Source organism: Acidisphaera sp. L21 (genome assembly GCF_009765685.1).
Lineage (GTDB): Bacteria > Pseudomonadota > Alphaproteobacteria > Acetobacterales > Acetobacteraceae > LMUY01.
In genome coordinates this window covers 34,488-49,025 of record NZ_LMUY01000102.1, presented here as the reverse complement: position 1 = coordinate 49,025, position 14,538 = coordinate 34,488, and the positions used below count along the sequence as shown (strand labels likewise).

Below are 14,538 nucleotides of genomic sequence, written 5' to 3'. Positions count from 1 at the left end.
CATGGACGATCTGGTTTCTGTCGACTGGCTGGCGGCCAATCTGGGCGCGCCCGATCTTGTGGTGCTCGAATCGACGAAATACCTGCCGAACGAGAAGAAGGACGGCAAGGCCGCCTTCCTCGCCGCGCACATCCCTGGCGCGCGGTATTTCGACCTGGACCTGATCGCCGACACCGATAGCGCGCTGCCGCACATGGTGCCGGCGGCGGGACGGTTTTCGAAGCTGGTGGGGGCGCTGGGAGTCGCCGACACGTCCCGCGTGGTGTTCTACGACCAGAACGCCACCATGTGGGCGACCCGCGGCTGGTGGATGATGGGGCTGTTCGGGCACGATTCGGTCACCGTTCTGGACGGCGGGCTGGCTGCTTGGACGAAGGCTGGCCGCGCGATCGAAATGGGTGAGCCGGCCGCCGCCAGCGCCGTTCCGTTCACGGCGCGGCTGCGAGCCGAGCGGTTGCGCGGCTTGACAGACATGCTGGAGACGGAGGCGTTGATCGTCGACGCTCGCGCCGCAGCCCGCTACGCCGGCACTGCGCCGGAGCCGCGGCCGGGGCTGGTCGCCGGGCACATCCCCGGCTCGATCAACATACCGTTCACCACGATGCTGGACGTCGATGGCCGCTTCCTGCCGCAGGAGCAATTACGCGAGGCGTTGGCGAAGGCTGGCGTCGACGGATCGCGCCCGGTGGTCACCACCTGCGGCAGCGGCGTGTCCGCCACCATGGTGACGATGGCGATGAAGCGCGCCGGGCTATCGCAGGGCGCGGTGTATGATGGGTCGTGGACGGAGTGGGGCCTGGATCCGACGACGCCGAAGGCGACAGGCGCTTGACGGACGCCGGAGGCGACAGGCGCGTGACCGACGCTGCCAAGCTCAGCCTCGCCACACGCCTGGCGCATGTCGGGCGAACGGGTGGGCGCCAGCACGGCTTCGTCAATCCGCCGGTGCATCGCGGGTCGACCATGTTGTATCCGTCCAGCGAGGATCGGCGGAACAGTAGCACCGAGGCGTTCGACCGCCGCCCGATGTACGGCATCACCGGGGGCGCGACGCATCACGCGCTGGAGGACATGGTCGCCTCGATCGAGGGCGGCACGCGCTGCCAGATCGTGCCCAACGGCCTGGCAGCGGCGTCGCTGGCGCTGCTGGCGGTCCTGAAGAACGGCGACCACTGCCTGCTGCCGGATAGTTCGTACGGCCCCACTCGCTCGTTCGCCGACAATTTCCTGGGGCGCATGGGCGTCACCACCACTTATTACGATCCGGAGGCCGACGCCGACGGCCTGGCGGCGCTGATCCGGCCCGAAACGCGCGTGCTGTATACCGAAAGCCCGGGCAGCCAGACGTTCGAGATGCAGGACATCCCTGCCCTGTCCCGCGTCGCCCACGCACGCGGGCTGACGGTGATCCTGGACAACACCTGGGGCATCGGCGCCTTCCAACCGTTCGCGCACGGGGTGGATCTGTCGGTGCAGGCGTTGACGAAATATGTCGGCGGGCATTCGGACATCATGCTGGGCGCCGTCACCGTGGCGACCGACGAACACTGGGAAAAGCTGCGTAGCACCGCGATGCTGCTCGGCTATTTTGCCAGTCCGGATGATTGCTGGCTGGCCCTGCGCGGTGCCCGCACCATGGGCGTCCGGCTGGACCGGCAACTGCAATCTGGCCTGAAGGTGGCGGAGTGGCTGTCGCATCGTCCGGAAGTCGCGCGGGTGCTGCATCCGGCCCTGCCCGGTGCGCCCGGCCATGCGATCTGGAAGCGGGATTACACCGGCGGCGCCAGCCTGTTCGCGGTGGAGTTCGCGCCGAAGATTTCCGCCGCCGCCGTCGATGCGATGATCGACAGCCTCAGCCTGTTCGGCATCGGCTCGTCCTGGGGTGGGTTCGAGAGCCTGGCCGTGCCCACCACGGGCGACATGCGCCGCACCGCCGGCAGCGGAAAATTTGCAGGACCGAGCGCGCGTTTCCATATCGGGCTGGAAGACCCGGCGGAGCTGATCGCCGATCTGGACCGTGGCCTGGAGGTGTTGCGTGCCGCCAACTGACCTGCCGATCAAATACGATGCCAACGGCCTCGTTCCCGCCATCGCCCAGCAGCATGACACCGGCGAGGTGTTGATGATGGCGTGGATGAACGCTGCCTCGGTCGCGGAGACATTGGCGACCGGGCGCGTGTGTTACTGGAGTCGCAGCCGCAACGGGTTCTGGCGCAAGGGTGAGACGTCCGGCCAGGTGCAGACCCTGGTGGATCTGCGCATCGATTGCGACGGCGACACGCTGCTGCTGATGGTCGACCAATTGGGCGCTGCCTGCCACACCGGGCAGCGCACCTGCTTCCATCGCGCGGTTCGGCACGACCACCTGGAAACGCTGAGTGAGCCATTGGCCGATCCGGCGACCCTGTACGGCCAACCGGCCTAGCCGCCATGCGCCTGGTCCTCGCCCTGCTGGTAGTATTGATCGCCGGGCCACTGCACGCGGCCAACGTGGATCGGTCGCGCCAAGTGGTGACGATGGTCTACGATCTGGGCTTATACGGAACGGAACTGGACCGGATCATGGCCCTCGCCGACAGCCGTGGGCTGTATGCGGGGGGCACACCGGCGGCACGGGCACATAATCGCATGATGACGCGCGACCTGATGCTGAAGCAGCGTGACGCCGTGCTGAACGAGACGATCGGCAAAGTTGCCGCCCGCGCCACGGATCCGCAGTTGAACGAGATCCTCCGGATGGCAGCGACACCCGATGCCTCGATCGACCACGCGCTGATCGACCAGGCGGTGACGGCGGTGAAGTCGAGCTTCGAGGAATCGATGTGGGATCAGCTGGCCCGAACGGCACGCGGCCTCTCGGAATTTCCCTGCACCAAGGACCAGCCCAGCCGCTGCACCTAACTGACTACAATTGCTCGGTCGCGACGGTGGCGAGCGGGAGAGCGCCGTAGAGATGCGGAAAGGGCGGCTGGTCGGGCTCGCTGCGTTCCCATTCGATGCGGCCGTCGACCGTTGCCGGGTCGAAGCGCAGGACCAGAAGGCCGGTGCGGCCGGGGAAATGACGCTCCAGCACGAAGGCGAGCTGCGCATCGGTGCAGCAATGCAGGAAGGGGTAGCCGGTCAGGCGATCCCCCGCGGCGGCCACCGCCTGGGGCGTGGTGACGTGGCAGAGCGTGTGGCGTGTGTCATCCATGCGTTGCGTCCCGTTATTGGGCCTCCTATGCAGCGGGCCATGAGCCCTGACAACGCCATCCAAATCCAAACGTTCACCGGCCACGCTATTGCGGAGGCGCAGGCCGCGTTCCAGCTGCTCCACGTAAACGTCTTCGAGGACTGGCCCTATTTGTATCGCGGGGACCCCACCGAGCGGCCCTATATCGCCGGTTACATCAATCACCCGCGGGCCGCGCTGTTCCTGGCCAGCCATGCCGGGCAGCCGGTCGGTGCCGCGACCTGCCTGCCGCTGGAAGATGAAAGCGCCAACGTCCGCGCTCCGTTCGAGGCGCGGGGTTGGGACCTGCGTCGCTTCTTCTATTTCGGCGAGGGTGTGGTGAGGTCCGAGTGGCGCGGCAAGGGCTTGGGGGTGCGGTTCTTCGAACTGCGGGAGTCGCATGCAAGGGCAACCTCGTCCGCAGACTATACGCTGTTCTGTTCGGTTCGCCGCCCCGCGGACCATCCGCTGCGGCCATCAAACGCCCATACGAACGACGCGTTTTGGCGCAACCGCGGCTACGTGCCGCTGCCCGGCGTCGCTTGCACCATGACGTGGAAGGATGTGGGGGATGCGGCTGAGTCGAAGCATACGCTGGATTTTTGGATCAAGTCGCTGACCGGCGCCCCACTGCCATGCGGCTAGGGCTGCTGCAATATCGCGTCGGACGCTACGCCGGGGTCGCCGAGTGGGGGGCAGGCTTCGCCGCCCGCATTGCCGAGGCTGCGGCGGCTGGGGCCGAGTTGCTGGTGCTGCCGGAATACGCGTGCATCGATGCGGTTGCCGCGCCGCTACCGGACCTGGCGGCAGAACTGAACGCTGCCTGCGCCCTGCACGATGCGATCCTGGCTGCGATGCAGCGCGCTGCTGCCCGGCACGGCGTGTGGCTGCTCGGCGGCAGCCTGCCGTGGCGCCGCGTGGATGGCAGCGTGGTCAATCATGCGCCGCTGGTGGCACCGGACGGTCGCATCGCCTTCCAGGACAAACATTGCACGACACGGTTCGAAGCGGAGTTGTGGGGTGTGTCTACCGGCGCGGCGCCATCCGTGTTCGAAACGCCGTGGGGGCGGATCGGCGTCAGCATTTGCTACGACATGGAACACCCGGCCCTGCCGCGCGCACAGGTGGAGGCGGGGGCCTGGCTGATCCTGGTGCCGACGGATACCGACACGCTGGCCGGGTTCAATCGCGTGCGGCTGGCGGCGCGCGCCTGCGCCATGGCCAACCAGTGCTACGTCGCGGTCGCCACCACGGTGGGGGACGCCCCCTGGCTGTCTGCGCTGGATACCAACCGGGGCTATGCCGCGGTGTTCGGGCCGGTGGATCGCGGCTTTCCCGATGACGGCGTCATCATCAGGGGCGAGATGGACGCGCCGGGTTGGCTGTATGCCGATCTGGACCCGGCTGCCATCGCCGCCGTGCGGCAGGATGGCGCCGTGCTCAACCACCGCGACTATGCCGCCGCACCGCCTGCCTGCCCGGTGGTCGGCGGATGACCCTGGTCTATCTGGTCGCTGGCGAGGCCAGTGGCGACGTGTTGGGCAGCCGGCTGATGACGGCCCTGCGCGCCGTGCGACCCGATATCACGTTCGCCGGCGTTGCCGGGCCGCGGATGATGGCGGGGGGGATGGATAGCCTTTTCCCAATGTCGGACCTGGCGGTGATGGGGCTAGTGGAGATCCTGCCGCGCATCCGCACCCTGCGCCGCCGGATGCTCTCCGTGGTGGACGACATCGCGGCACGCCGGCCGGATGTGGTGGTGACGGTCGACTCCCCGGGTTTCGGCCTGCACGTGCTGAAGCGCATCGCTCCGTTGGGGATCAAGCGGGTGCAGTACGTGGCCCCGCAGGTCTGGGCGTGGCGCGAGCACCGGATCAAGACTTTCCCGGGACGCTGGGACGAGTTGCTGTGCCTGCTGCCGTTCGAGGAAGCGTATTTCGCCCGCCATAACCTGGCCGCTCGCTTCGTCGGCCATCCGGTGGTGCAGTCCGGCGCCGACCGCGGCAACGCCGCCCGGTTCCGCGAGCGCCACGGCCTGGCGGCGGACGCACCGGTGCTGGTGCTGATGCCCGGCAGCCGGCGGAGCGAGGTACCGCGGCTGCTGCCCGTGTTTGCCGAAACCATGGCGCTGCTGGCGGCGAAGGTGCCGGGCATCACGCCCGTCATCCCGGTTTCCCACGCGGTTGCGGACACCGTGCAGCAGGCCGCCGCGTCGTGGCCGGTGCGGCCGATCATCGTTACCGACCTGGATGACAAGCACGATGCCTACGCCGCGGCGGCCGCGGCGCTGACGAAATCGGGCACGTCGACGCTGGAACTGGCGTTGGCCGGGGTGCCGATGGCGGTGACCTATCGGGTTAACCCCGTGTCTGCCTTCATGGCCCGGCGCATGATCCGCGTGCCGCACGTTGCCATGGTAAACTTGCTGGCTGGTCGCCTAGCGGTGCCGGAACTGCTGCAGGCGGACTGCAACCCCGAAACGCTGGCAGCCACCGTGCTGTCCCTGCTGCGCGATCCAGCAAAAGTGGCGGCCCAGCGGAAGGCGTTTGGCGAAGTCATCGCCAGCCTGCGCCCCGCGGGCGGCAATCCGGCGGATATGGCGGCCGCGGCGGTGCTGGCGCTGCTGCCCGGCTAGATCACCAGCCCGCTGGCACGGACCAGATCGGCCGAGGACGCCATCGAGTCGGCCACCGCGATGGCCGCCGCCAGCGCGCGACGGCCGGCGGCGGCGTCCACCAGCACGGGCGCCCCATCCAGACAGGCGGCGACAAAGCTGGCGTGCTCTGCTTCCATCGCGTCGTGATCCTTCCAACTGATCGCTTCGCGCTTGAAACCGCCGGTGCCCGGCAGCGGCAGACCCCGCTCCCGCCCGATCATCACCAGTTCGCGCGCGCCGAAATCGGCGGACAGATACCCCTCCTGCGAGAACAGCCGCATCCGCCGCTCCGTCTTGATGGAGATGCGGCTGGCAGTGATGGTCGCCACGCAGCCATTGACGAAGCGGACCCGGGCGTTGGCGATATCCTCCGACGGGGACGACACTGCAGCACCCATCGCGTCGACGCTGCTGATCTCGCTGTCCACCAGCGCCAGCACCAGGTCCAGATCGTGGATCATCAGGTCCAGGATGACCGATACGTCGGTGCCGCGCGGCTTGTAGGGGGCGATGCGCGTCGCCTCGATATACAGCGGCCGCGTGATGCGACTGCTGATCGCCCGGTGCTCCGCCGAAAATCGCAGCAGATGGCCAACCTGCAACACCAGGCCGCGTGCGGAGGCCAAGGCGGCCAACGAATCTGCCTGCTCCAGCGTGGCGGCGATCGGCTTTTCGACCAGCACGTGGCACCCGGCTTCCAGCGCGCGGGTGGCGAGTGGGTGGTGCGCCTCCGCCGGGGCGGCGATCACCACGGCCTGGCAGGCCTGGAGCAGCGCGTCCAACGCCATCGCCGGGGCACCGCCGGCTTCCCGCCCGACCGTCGTGGCACGCGCCGTGTCGGCATCGTGCAGGCCGACCAGTCGCGCCCGGGGGGCGGCCGCGACCTTCAGCGCATGAAAACGGCCAAAATGCCCGGCGCCAATGACGCCCATCCGCAACTGATCACTCATGGGGCGCGCATAGCACGGGGCCGTAAGGCTTGCATCGCCCCTTGGCGGTCGGCATAGACGTCCGCCTATTGGAGTGACCGGGCCACATGCTGTATTTCGGCCGCGTCAAGACCGCGCTGATCGTCGGCGTCTGCATCTTGGGCGCCTTGCTCTGCCTACCGAACGTCCTGCCGCAACCCGCGTCGTGGGTGCCGTGGCGTGCCGTGCATCTGGGCCTGGACCTGCGCGGCGGGTCCTACCTGCTGCTGGACGTGGACATGGCCGCCCTGGGGAAGGAACGACTGGACACGGTGCTGGACCGGTCCCGCCAGGCGCTGGCAGGCAAGTATCGCAGCCTGACCGAGCCCGCCGACGAAAACCGGGTGAGCGCCGTTCTGCGCGACCCGGCGCAGAGCCAGGCGGCCATCGACTCGCTGAAGACGGTGGCAGCCAACCCGGACGGCACGCAGGATTTCGACATCGCAACCCGGCCCGATGGCTCCCTGTCGTTGACCCTGAACGACGCGGCATTGCGCGCCCGGGCGGCGGGCGCGGTGCAGCAGTCGATCGAGATCGTTCGCCGCCGTATCGACGCCACCGGCGTGCTGGACCCGCAGATCACCCGGCAGGGCGAGAGCCGCATCGTGGTGCAGTTGCCCGGCGTGGACGATCCGAATCGAATCAAGCAATTGCTGGGCACCACGGCCAAGATGACGTTCCATCTGCTGGACGAAGGTGCGGACCCGAATCGCCCCGCGCCCCCGGGCGACATGATCCTGCCGCTGGAGAACGACCCGACCCGCAAGCTGGTGGTGCGCCGCCGGGTGGAGGTCGATGGTTCGAGCCTGACCGACGCGAGCCCCGCCCGCAGCAACCTGAACGGCGAGTGGGTGGTGAACTTCTTGTTCGACAGCACAGGCTCCCGCCGGTTTGGCGAGGTGACGACCGCGCAGGTCGGCCATCCGTTCGCCATCGTGCTGGACGACAAGATCCTGACCGCGCCGAACATCAACGAGCCGATCACTGGCGGCCGTGGCCAGATCAGCGGCAGCTTCACCGCGCAATCCGCCACCGATCTGGCCGTGTTGCTGCGCGCCGGCGCCCTGCCCGCGCCACTGACCGTGGTGGAAGAACGTACCGTCGGGCCCGAGCTGGGCGCCGACAGCATCCGGGCCGGCGCCATCGCGCTGGGCGTTGGCTTCCTGCTGGTGGTCGGCTTCATGGGGACGTTCTACGGCCTGTTCGGCTGGTTCGCGAACATCGCGCTGCTGATCAACCTGTTGCTAATGCTGGCGATCCTGTCGTTGCTGGAGGCCACGCTGACCTTGCCGGGCATGGCGGGCATCCTGCTGACGCTGGGTATGGCGGTCGATGCCAACATCCTGATCAACGAGCGCATCCGGGAAGAAACCAAGCTGGATCGTAAGCCGGTGGCCGCGTTGGAGGCCGGGTTCCGCCGGGCCTACAGCACCATCATCGACAGCAATGCCACCGCCTTTCTGGCGCATGTGATGCTGTTCGTGTTCGGCTCCGGCCCGGTGCGCGGGTTTGCCGTCACCATCACGGTCGGCATCGTCACTACCCTGTTCACCGCCACCGTGGTCGCCCGGCTGCTGATGGTGCGGTGGTATTCCGCCCGGCGCCCCGCGCTGCTGCCGGTCTAGGATCCCAGCATGTTTCTTCGCCCAATGTTCCGCATGGTGCCGGATGGCACGAGCATCAAGTTCATGCGCGGCCGCTTCATCGGGCTGGCGACGTCCGCCGTGCTGTCGGTGTTCTCCCTGGCGGTCGCGTTCTACCCGGGGCTGAACCTGGGCATCGACTTCAAGGGCGGCATCGTCATGGAGGCGCGCACCCCGGCTGCTGCCGACTTCAACAAGATCCGCGCCGCCTTCGGCACGCACCAGGTGGCCGCCGCCGGGCTGCAGCGGTTCGGCGACGATCGCGGCGTGCTGATCCGCCTGGACCGCCAGCCCACCGAGGCCGGCACCGAGCAGGTCGTCGGCCGGGTTCGCGCGGCATTGGAGGAAGCGCAGCCCGGCGCCGTGATCCAGCGCACCGACGCGGTCGGCGCATCCGTCTCGGACGAGCTGTTTCGCAATGGCCTGCTGGCGCTGGGCATCAGCCTGCTGATGATCCTGGTCTACATCTGGTTCCGTTTCGAATGGCAGTTCGCCGTCGGCGCGGTGGTGACGCTGCTGCTGGACGTGACGAAGGTCATCGGTTTCCTGGTCGTCACCCGGATCGAGTTCGACCTGGTGATGGTCGCGGCGATCCTGACGGTGATCGGCTACTCCACCAACGACAAGGTGGTGGTATACGATCGCGTGCGGGAGAACCTGCGCAAGTACAAGACGATGCCGCTGCGCGAACTGATCGATTTTTCGATCAACGAGACCCTGAACCGGACGCTCGGCACCTCGATGACGGTGTTCCTGGCCAGCCTGCCGCTGGCGCTGTTCGGCGGCTCTTCCCTGTCCGGGTTCGCGGCGGTGATGCTGTTTGGCATCGTGGTCGGCACGTCATCCTCTATCTTCATCGCCGCGCCCATCTTGCTGTTGCTGGGTGAAAACCGGCTGCGGCGGGATGCACGGCCGGTCCAAGCTGCCAAGAGTGGTGCCAAACCAGCACGGTGAGCTCTGCGGGTTACAGTTTCGCTTTGAAATTCACGGCGTTTGCGGCATGGGTTATCGACGGTGCCGGTCCCCAGTGGCAGGCTTGTACATCACGTCGACCCGCAGGCGGACTAGGACCAATCATTGGCAGGCCCCAACACCTTCTCCCGTGCGGCCCGACAGGTGTTGCTGTTATGCGTGGACCCGGCCTGGGCGAACGCCGCTCGGCTCGCAATCGATCGGTCCGCGGGCGAATCGCTGCTGGTCGCTGAGTCGCCGCAAGACGCGCTGAACCGGCTGGTGAAGCCGTCGCACGATTTCTCCCACTTGCTGATGGAACCGAAGGCGGCCGGGCCCTATGTCGGCGACCTGCTGGGCGTCACCTCCGGCGAAATGGGGTCGCAGGTGAAGCTGATCCTGCTGGGGGAGGCTGCGGGCTTCGCCGGCCGCAAGGCGTTGGCGCAGGCGTATGTCCCGGCCGATCTGGAAAAGTGCCTGCACCCGGCCGCTGCGACCGCGTCATCGGGTCCGCCAACCATGTCGACGTCCGACATCGCGGTGAATTTCCAGGCTGCGGACGTGGAATGCCGGTTTCAACCGATCGTGCGCCTGCAGAACCGCCGGGCCGCAGGGATGGAGGCGCTGGCCCGGCTGCGCCACCCGGACCACGGCACGATCGCGCCCGATCAGTTCATTCCGCAGATCGAGCGTGCCGGCCTGTCGCTGCGGCTGACGGAGGCGGTGGCGCAGGGCGCCATGGCGGCCGTCGACCCCGGTTTTCTGGACCGGCACGACCTGTTCATGACCATCAACCTGCCGCTGGACGTGCTGCTGTTTCCGGAAGCGCTGACCCGCATCGACATGCACCGCCGCACCGTCGGGATCGGAGCGCATCGCATTCTGATCGAGCTGACGGAAAGCCGCCCGGTCAGCGACATCCCGCCCCTGGCGAGCGCCGTGGAGCATTGGCGCGACGCCGGCTACCAGGTCGCCATCGACGATATGGGGCCGGAGATGATGAACCAGCTCGATCTGTTCGATCTGCCGTTCAACGTGGTGAAGCTGGACAAGGAGGTCGTGCTGCGGTCGGAGGCGAACGCGCTGGCCCGCAGCTACCTGCAACGCACGGTCGACAATGCGCATCGCCGCTCGCTGAGCGTCATTGCCGAGGGGATCGAGAACGAGGCGATGTGGAACCGCATGCGCGATCTGGGTGTGGAATACGCCCAGGGGTTCCTCATCGGCCGCCCGCTGCCGGCGAGCGCGCTGCCATCCTGGCTGGAGGGTTGGTCCAGCCAGGATAGCCTGCCACCGGATCGGGAGCCGAGCTAGACCCACTCCCCGGCGCGCATCACCGGCTCGCGAGAGCCATCGGTGCGCACGCCGTCCACATCCACCTGGCCGGACCCGATCATCCAGTCGATATGAATCAGGCTGGTGTTGGCGCCGCGCCGGGCCAGTTCTTCGTCGCTGGCAGTGGTGCCGCCCTCCAGGCAGGTGCGGTAGGCCTGGCCGATGGCGATGTGGCTGGCCGCGTTCTCGTCGTACAGGGTGTTGTAGAACAGCAGCCCGCTGGCGGAGATCGGCGAGGAATTGGGCACCAGCGCTACCTCCCCCAAGCGCCGCGCGCCGTCATCGGTGTCCAGCACCTTATGCAAGACCGATTGCCCGGCGCTGGCGGTGGCATCCACGATGCGGCCGTCCTGGAAACGGACGGCGATGTCTTGGATGAGCGTGCCGCCGTAGGAAAGCGGCTTCGTGCTGCGCACCAATCCGTCCACATGGGCCAAGTGCGGCGTGGTGAAGACTTCCTCGCTGGGGATGTTCGGGTTGCAGACGATGCCGTTCTTCGCCCGCTCCGCCCCGCCAAGCCAAAGGTGCCCCTCGGAGAGCCCGACCCGGAGATCGGTGCCCGGTCCGGTGAAGTGCAGCGCGTCGTAGCGCTTGGCGTTTAGGTGCGTGGTGCGGGCGTGCAGGGCGGCATTGTGCTCGGCCCAGGCAGCCACCGGGTCGTCACGGTCGATGCGGGAGGCGGCGAAGATCGCGTCCCACAGTTTCGCGACCGCGGCCTCTGCGGACAGGTCCGGGAACATCAGCGCGGCCCAGGCGGGGGTCGCGTAGGAGACGATGCTCCAGTTGATGTCGAAATTGGTGATCAGTTCCAGCGCCGGGCGATAGGCGACAGATCGGGCGCGGTTGGCGCGGGAGACCTTGTCCGGGTCCTGGTCGGCCAGCAGCGCCGGGTTATCGCCGCCGATCGCCAGCCGAGCTGCGCCGCCGCTATAGGCCTCGGCCATGCCCTTGAACAGCCAGGCGGGGGCGTAGTCGAACGCCTCGGTCGGGGCATGCTGGTAGCGGGCGAGTGCGGCCTGGTCGTCGGATAGCAAGGTCGTCACCAGGCTTGCGCCGGCTTTGTAGGCGTGTTCGGTGATGCGGCGAACCAGGGGCACGGCGTCCAGCGGGGCCGTCAGCACCAGTTCCTGGCCAGGTCGCAGGCCGAGGCCGACATTGACCGCGACCTGGCCCAGCAGGTCCAAGCGGGCTTCATGCGTCATGGGAGAGGGCATGGCATCCATTCAATGGTTCTGTGGGCCGCAGGCTAGCCCATCCCGCCGTGCCATCAAGCCTAGCCGGCCAGGTTCTCCCGCAGGGTACGCCCCGTGTAGTCGGTGCGGAACAGGCTGCGGCGCTGCAATTCCGGCACCACGCTGCGACAGAATCCCTCGAACATGCCGGGGAAATGGGTGGGGGAGATGACGAAGCCGTCGCACGCCCCGGCGGCGAACATAGCGCCCATCTGGTCGGCCACGTCGGCCGCGGTGCCGACGATTTCGCGGTCCAAGCCACGCTTGGCGGCGGCTTGCTGCAGGGTGATGCCCTCCGCTTTCATGCGCTGCTCCAACAGGTCTTGCGTGCCTTGGATGCCCTGGTTGCCCTGCAATTCCGCCAGCGTCTTGCCGGCGCCGATCTTGGATAGATCGGCGCCTAGCCCGCTGGAGGACGACGCCATCACCAATTCCGGGTCGATGAGGCTGCTGAGGTAATCCGCCCGTTCGCGCGCGATGGAGCGGGTTTCGCCCAGCACGACAGAGATGCCGGGCAGGATCGCGCAACTCGCCGGGTCGCGGCCGGCGGCCTGCATGCGGGTTTTGATGTCGGTGTAGAACTCCGCCATCTCGGCCTGGCCGCGCTGGGTGGTGAAGATCACCTCCGCCCACCGTGCCGCGAACTGGCGCCCGCGATCGGAGCTGCCAGCCTGCATGATGACCGGGCGGCCCTGCGGGCTGCGCGGGATCGACAGCGGGCCGCGGGTCTTGATCCAGCGTCCCTCGTAATTGGCATAATGCACCTTGCTGGGGTCCGACATGATGCCGGCCTGCTTGTCCCGCACCAGCGCATCTTCATCCCAGCTATTCCACAGGGCGAAGCACGCCTCCAGCACCTCGTCGGCGCGGTCGTAGCGGAGGTCGCGGGGCGGCAGGTTGTCCAGCCCGGCGTTGCGCGCCTCCAGATCGGTGGCGGAGGTCACCACGTTCCAGGCCACGCGACCCTTACTCATCGCGTCCAGCGAGCCGAGCCAGCGGGCCAGGTGATAGGCGGTGTGAAAGCTGGTGGACAGCGTGGCGCCGAGGCCGAGATGGCTGGTGACGGCGGCCATGACGGGCAGCACCACCGTTGGATCCAGGTAGCTGATCTGGCCGCCGCGGCGGACATAGGCGTCGTAGCTGCCCTGGTGCAGGTCGTACAGCCCGAACAGGTCGGCGAAGAAACACGCGTCGAACTTGGCGGCCTCCAGCAATCGGGCGATGTGCTGGTATCGGCTGGGGTCGAGGATGTCGTCCAGCGTCGCCTCCGGATGGCGCCAGCCGCCGACATGCTGCGCGGTCGGCCCGGTCTTCAGATAGGCGACGAGGTGCATCTGGCGCGTCGGCATGGTCGGGCTCCGGAGCTTCGGCGCCCAACCTAGCCCTGCGCGCCGGCTGCGCGCTACACGGTCGCGACCGGCGTGGCCGGGGAGCCGACGGCGCCAGGCAGGCGTAGCGGCGGTGCGGTGAGCAGGAAGCGGTTGCGGCCGTTGGCGCGCAGCCAGTCGGCCAACTCGCCCAACTGCCACATCTCGCCGAGGTAGACGCCGAGCCGGAAAAGGCAATGCGCGTGCAATGGGAGCGTCGCGCAGAAATCGTCCATGCACGGTTTGGCGGGCACGGCTTCGACGCCGTAATTGTCGGCGATCAGCGCGACCAGCCCGGTGTCGGTCACCCATTGCTGCAACTTGGCGTCGCGGCCATCCAATGCGCAGTTGGTGCTGTGCAGCTTGGTCGCATCCGGCTGCTTGTTCATGTCCAGCAGCATCTGGGCAAAGCCGGTGCGGATGCAGACGAGGTCACCGGGTTCGACGACGACCTTGTCCTTCTCCAGCACGCGCATCAGCGAGTCGTAGCCCACGACTTCGCCGGAGCGGCCATAATGCGCATCGAGGTCGATCATGACGCCGCGGCCCTGGATGCAGGTCTCGGCCATGTTCTCCACGCCAAGGCGTTGCGCGCCTTGCGGGCCGTTATATGGGATTTCCTTGCCGTCGCGGTAGATCACTGGCCCGGCGACGTCGCTGCCGGCGCGGAAACCGTTGTAGAACACGTCCTCCGCCTTGCCGTCGCCATCGACGTCGAACATCTGGCCGACATGGGCCAGCGTGTCCCATTGGGTGGAGTATTGCAGCGTCAGCAACACGCGGTCGTCGCACACCACGTCCAACGCGGTCGGGTCGTAGCAGCGTAGCGGCAGGGCCATGTTGGCGCGGCCCTCGCGGACTGTGGGCATGAGTTCTGGCGGGAAGCGGCGGGGGCTGAGGATGGCGCCACCCGGGTAGTCCAGCGGCAGGGACAGGCAGAAGGTGCGACCCTCCTTCACCTCGGCGACGCCTTGCAGGACTTTTTCCTTGGTCAGCAGGTTCAGCCGGCCCAGTTCGTCATCCGGGCCCCAGTCGCCCCAGGTCGAGCCCGGCGGCCGGCGGGTCCAGCGGCTGTTGGCTTCGGTCATCTCGTGTCTCCCCGATTGATCTTGGGCAGAGTCGGTAGCGCCTCGGGGCGGCGCTGTCCAACCCTGCCCAAGCTCCGCGGGCGAGTT

At 67.7% G+C, this 14,538-nt stretch carries 15 protein-coding genes; 10 read left to right on the top strand and 5 right to left on the bottom strand.

Annotated elements, in window-relative coordinates:
* Nucleotide 1 precedes the first annotated feature (1 nt).
* From GSQ76_RS20120 to GSQ76_RS20105, 4 genes are read left to right on the top strand one after another with little or no spacing between them, the layout of a single operon-like run.
* Complete coding sequence (locus GSQ76_RS20120; protein WP_158745898.1) at nucleotides 2–832, top strand: sulfurtransferase; 831 nt, start codon at nucleotides 2–4, stop codon at nucleotides 830–832.
* A gap of 23 nt (nucleotides 833–855) precedes the next feature.
* Nucleotides 856–2,049 carry a cystathionine beta-lyase gene (metC, locus tag GSQ76_RS20115; RefSeq protein ID WP_174247374.1) on the top strand — a complete coding sequence of 398 codons (1,194 nt, stop codon included), beginning with the start codon at nucleotides 856–858 and terminating at the stop codon, nucleotides 2,047–2,049.
* Nucleotides 2,036–2,425 carry a phosphoribosyl-AMP cyclohydrolase gene (hisI, locus tag GSQ76_RS20110; protein ID WP_254070520.1) on the top strand — a complete coding sequence of 130 codons (390 nt, stop codon included), beginning with the start codon at nucleotides 2,036–2,038 and terminating at the stop codon, nucleotides 2,423–2,425. Before metC ends, hisI begins: the two co-directional genes overlap by 14 nt.
* 5 nt (nucleotides 2,426–2,430) lie before the next feature.
* Nucleotides 2,431–2,901, top strand: a complete 471-nt coding sequence (locus GSQ76_RS20105; RefSeq protein ID WP_158745897.1) for a hypothetical protein — start codon at nucleotides 2,431–2,433, stop codon at nucleotides 2,899–2,901.
* Nucleotides 2,902–2,905: 4 nt separating this feature from the next.
* Here GSQ76_RS20105 and GSQ76_RS20100 read toward each other — a convergent pair whose 3' ends face one another.
* Nucleotides 2,906–3,193: a DUF952 domain-containing protein gene (locus tag GSQ76_RS20100; RefSeq protein WP_158745896.1), complete on the bottom strand. Its 288-nt coding sequence runs from the start codon at nucleotides 3,191–3,193 to the stop codon at nucleotides 2,906–2,908.
* Between the two features lie 39 nt (nucleotides 3,194–3,232).
* Between GSQ76_RS20100 and GSQ76_RS20095 the strand changes: the two genes are divergently transcribed.
* Genes GSQ76_RS20095 through lpxB form a run of 3 tightly spaced genes read left to right on the top strand, consistent with a single transcriptional unit; the run spans nucleotide 3,233 to nucleotide 5,846 of the window.
* Nucleotides 3,233–3,856 carry a GNAT family N-acetyltransferase gene (locus GSQ76_RS20095; protein WP_158745895.1) on the top strand — a complete coding sequence of 208 codons (624 nt, stop codon included), beginning with the start codon at nucleotides 3,233–3,235 and terminating at the stop codon, nucleotides 3,854–3,856.
* The gene (locus tag GSQ76_RS20090) at nucleotides 3,847–4,707 is read left to right on the top strand and encodes a carbon-nitrogen hydrolase family protein (RefSeq protein ID WP_158745894.1); all 861 of its coding nucleotides are present in this window, start codon (nucleotides 3,847–3,849) and stop codon (nucleotides 4,705–4,707) included. The genes GSQ76_RS20095 and GSQ76_RS20090 overlap by 10 nt, the downstream gene beginning before the upstream one ends.
* A complete protein-coding gene (gene lpxB / locus GSQ76_RS20085; RefSeq protein WP_158745893.1) occupies nucleotides 4,704–5,846 on the top strand; it encodes a lipid-A-disaccharide synthase in 1,143 nt (380 codons plus the stop codon). The genes GSQ76_RS20090 and lpxB overlap by 4 nt, the downstream gene beginning before the upstream one ends.
* On the opposite strand, the gene GSQ76_RS20080 is transcribed toward lpxB, so the two are convergent.
* On the bottom strand, nucleotides 5,843–6,817 hold the full coding sequence (locus GSQ76_RS20080) for a Gfo/Idh/MocA family protein (RefSeq protein ID WP_158745892.1): 975 nt from the start codon (nucleotides 6,815–6,817) through the stop codon (nucleotides 5,843–5,845). The two genes, lpxB and GSQ76_RS20080, sit on opposite strands and share 4 nt — an antisense overlap.
* Before the next feature lie 86 nt (nucleotides 6,818–6,903).
* On the opposite strand from GSQ76_RS20080, the gene secD reads away from it, so the two are divergent.
* The 3 genes from secD to GSQ76_RS20065 all read left to right on the top strand — a co-directional run bounded on the left by secD (nucleotide 6,904) and on the right by GSQ76_RS20065 (nucleotide 10,743).
* Complete coding sequence (gene secD / locus GSQ76_RS20075) at nucleotides 6,904–8,460, top strand: protein translocase subunit SecD (RefSeq protein WP_158745891.1); 1,557 nt, start codon at nucleotides 6,904–6,906, stop codon at nucleotides 8,458–8,460.
* Between the two features lie 9 nt (nucleotides 8,461–8,469).
* Nucleotides 8,470–9,432, top strand: a complete 963-nt coding sequence (gene secF / locus GSQ76_RS20070) for a protein translocase subunit SecF (protein ID WP_158745890.1) — start codon at nucleotides 8,470–8,472, stop codon at nucleotides 9,430–9,432.
* Between the two features lie 123 nt (nucleotides 9,433–9,555).
* Nucleotides 9,556–10,743 carry an EAL domain-containing protein gene (locus tag GSQ76_RS20065; RefSeq protein WP_158745889.1) on the top strand — a complete coding sequence of 396 codons (1,188 nt, stop codon included), beginning with the start codon at nucleotides 9,556–9,558 and terminating at the stop codon, nucleotides 10,741–10,743.
* Here GSQ76_RS20065 and GSQ76_RS20060 read toward each other — a convergent pair.
* Genes GSQ76_RS20060 through GSQ76_RS20050 form a run of 3 tightly spaced genes read right to left on the bottom strand, consistent with a single transcriptional unit; the run spans nucleotide 10,740 to nucleotide 14,451 of the window.
* Complete coding sequence (locus GSQ76_RS20060; protein WP_158745888.1) at nucleotides 10,740–11,987, bottom strand: aminopeptidase; 1,248 nt, start codon at nucleotides 11,985–11,987, stop codon at nucleotides 10,740–10,742. The genes GSQ76_RS20065 and GSQ76_RS20060 overlap by 4 nt on opposite strands.
* Nucleotides 11,988–12,037: 50 nt before the next feature.
* The gene (locus GSQ76_RS20055) at nucleotides 12,038–13,345 is read right to left on the bottom strand and encodes an LLM class flavin-dependent oxidoreductase (protein WP_158745887.1); all 1,308 of its coding nucleotides are present in this window, start codon (nucleotides 13,343–13,345) and stop codon (nucleotides 12,038–12,040) included.
* 53 nt (nucleotides 13,346–13,398) lie between these two features.
* Nucleotides 13,399–14,451 carry a cyclase family protein gene (locus GSQ76_RS20050; RefSeq protein ID WP_158745886.1) on the bottom strand — a complete coding sequence of 351 codons (1,053 nt, stop codon included), beginning with the start codon at nucleotides 14,449–14,451 and terminating at the stop codon, nucleotides 13,399–13,401.
* Between the last annotated feature and the right edge of the window lie 87 nt (nucleotides 14,452–14,538).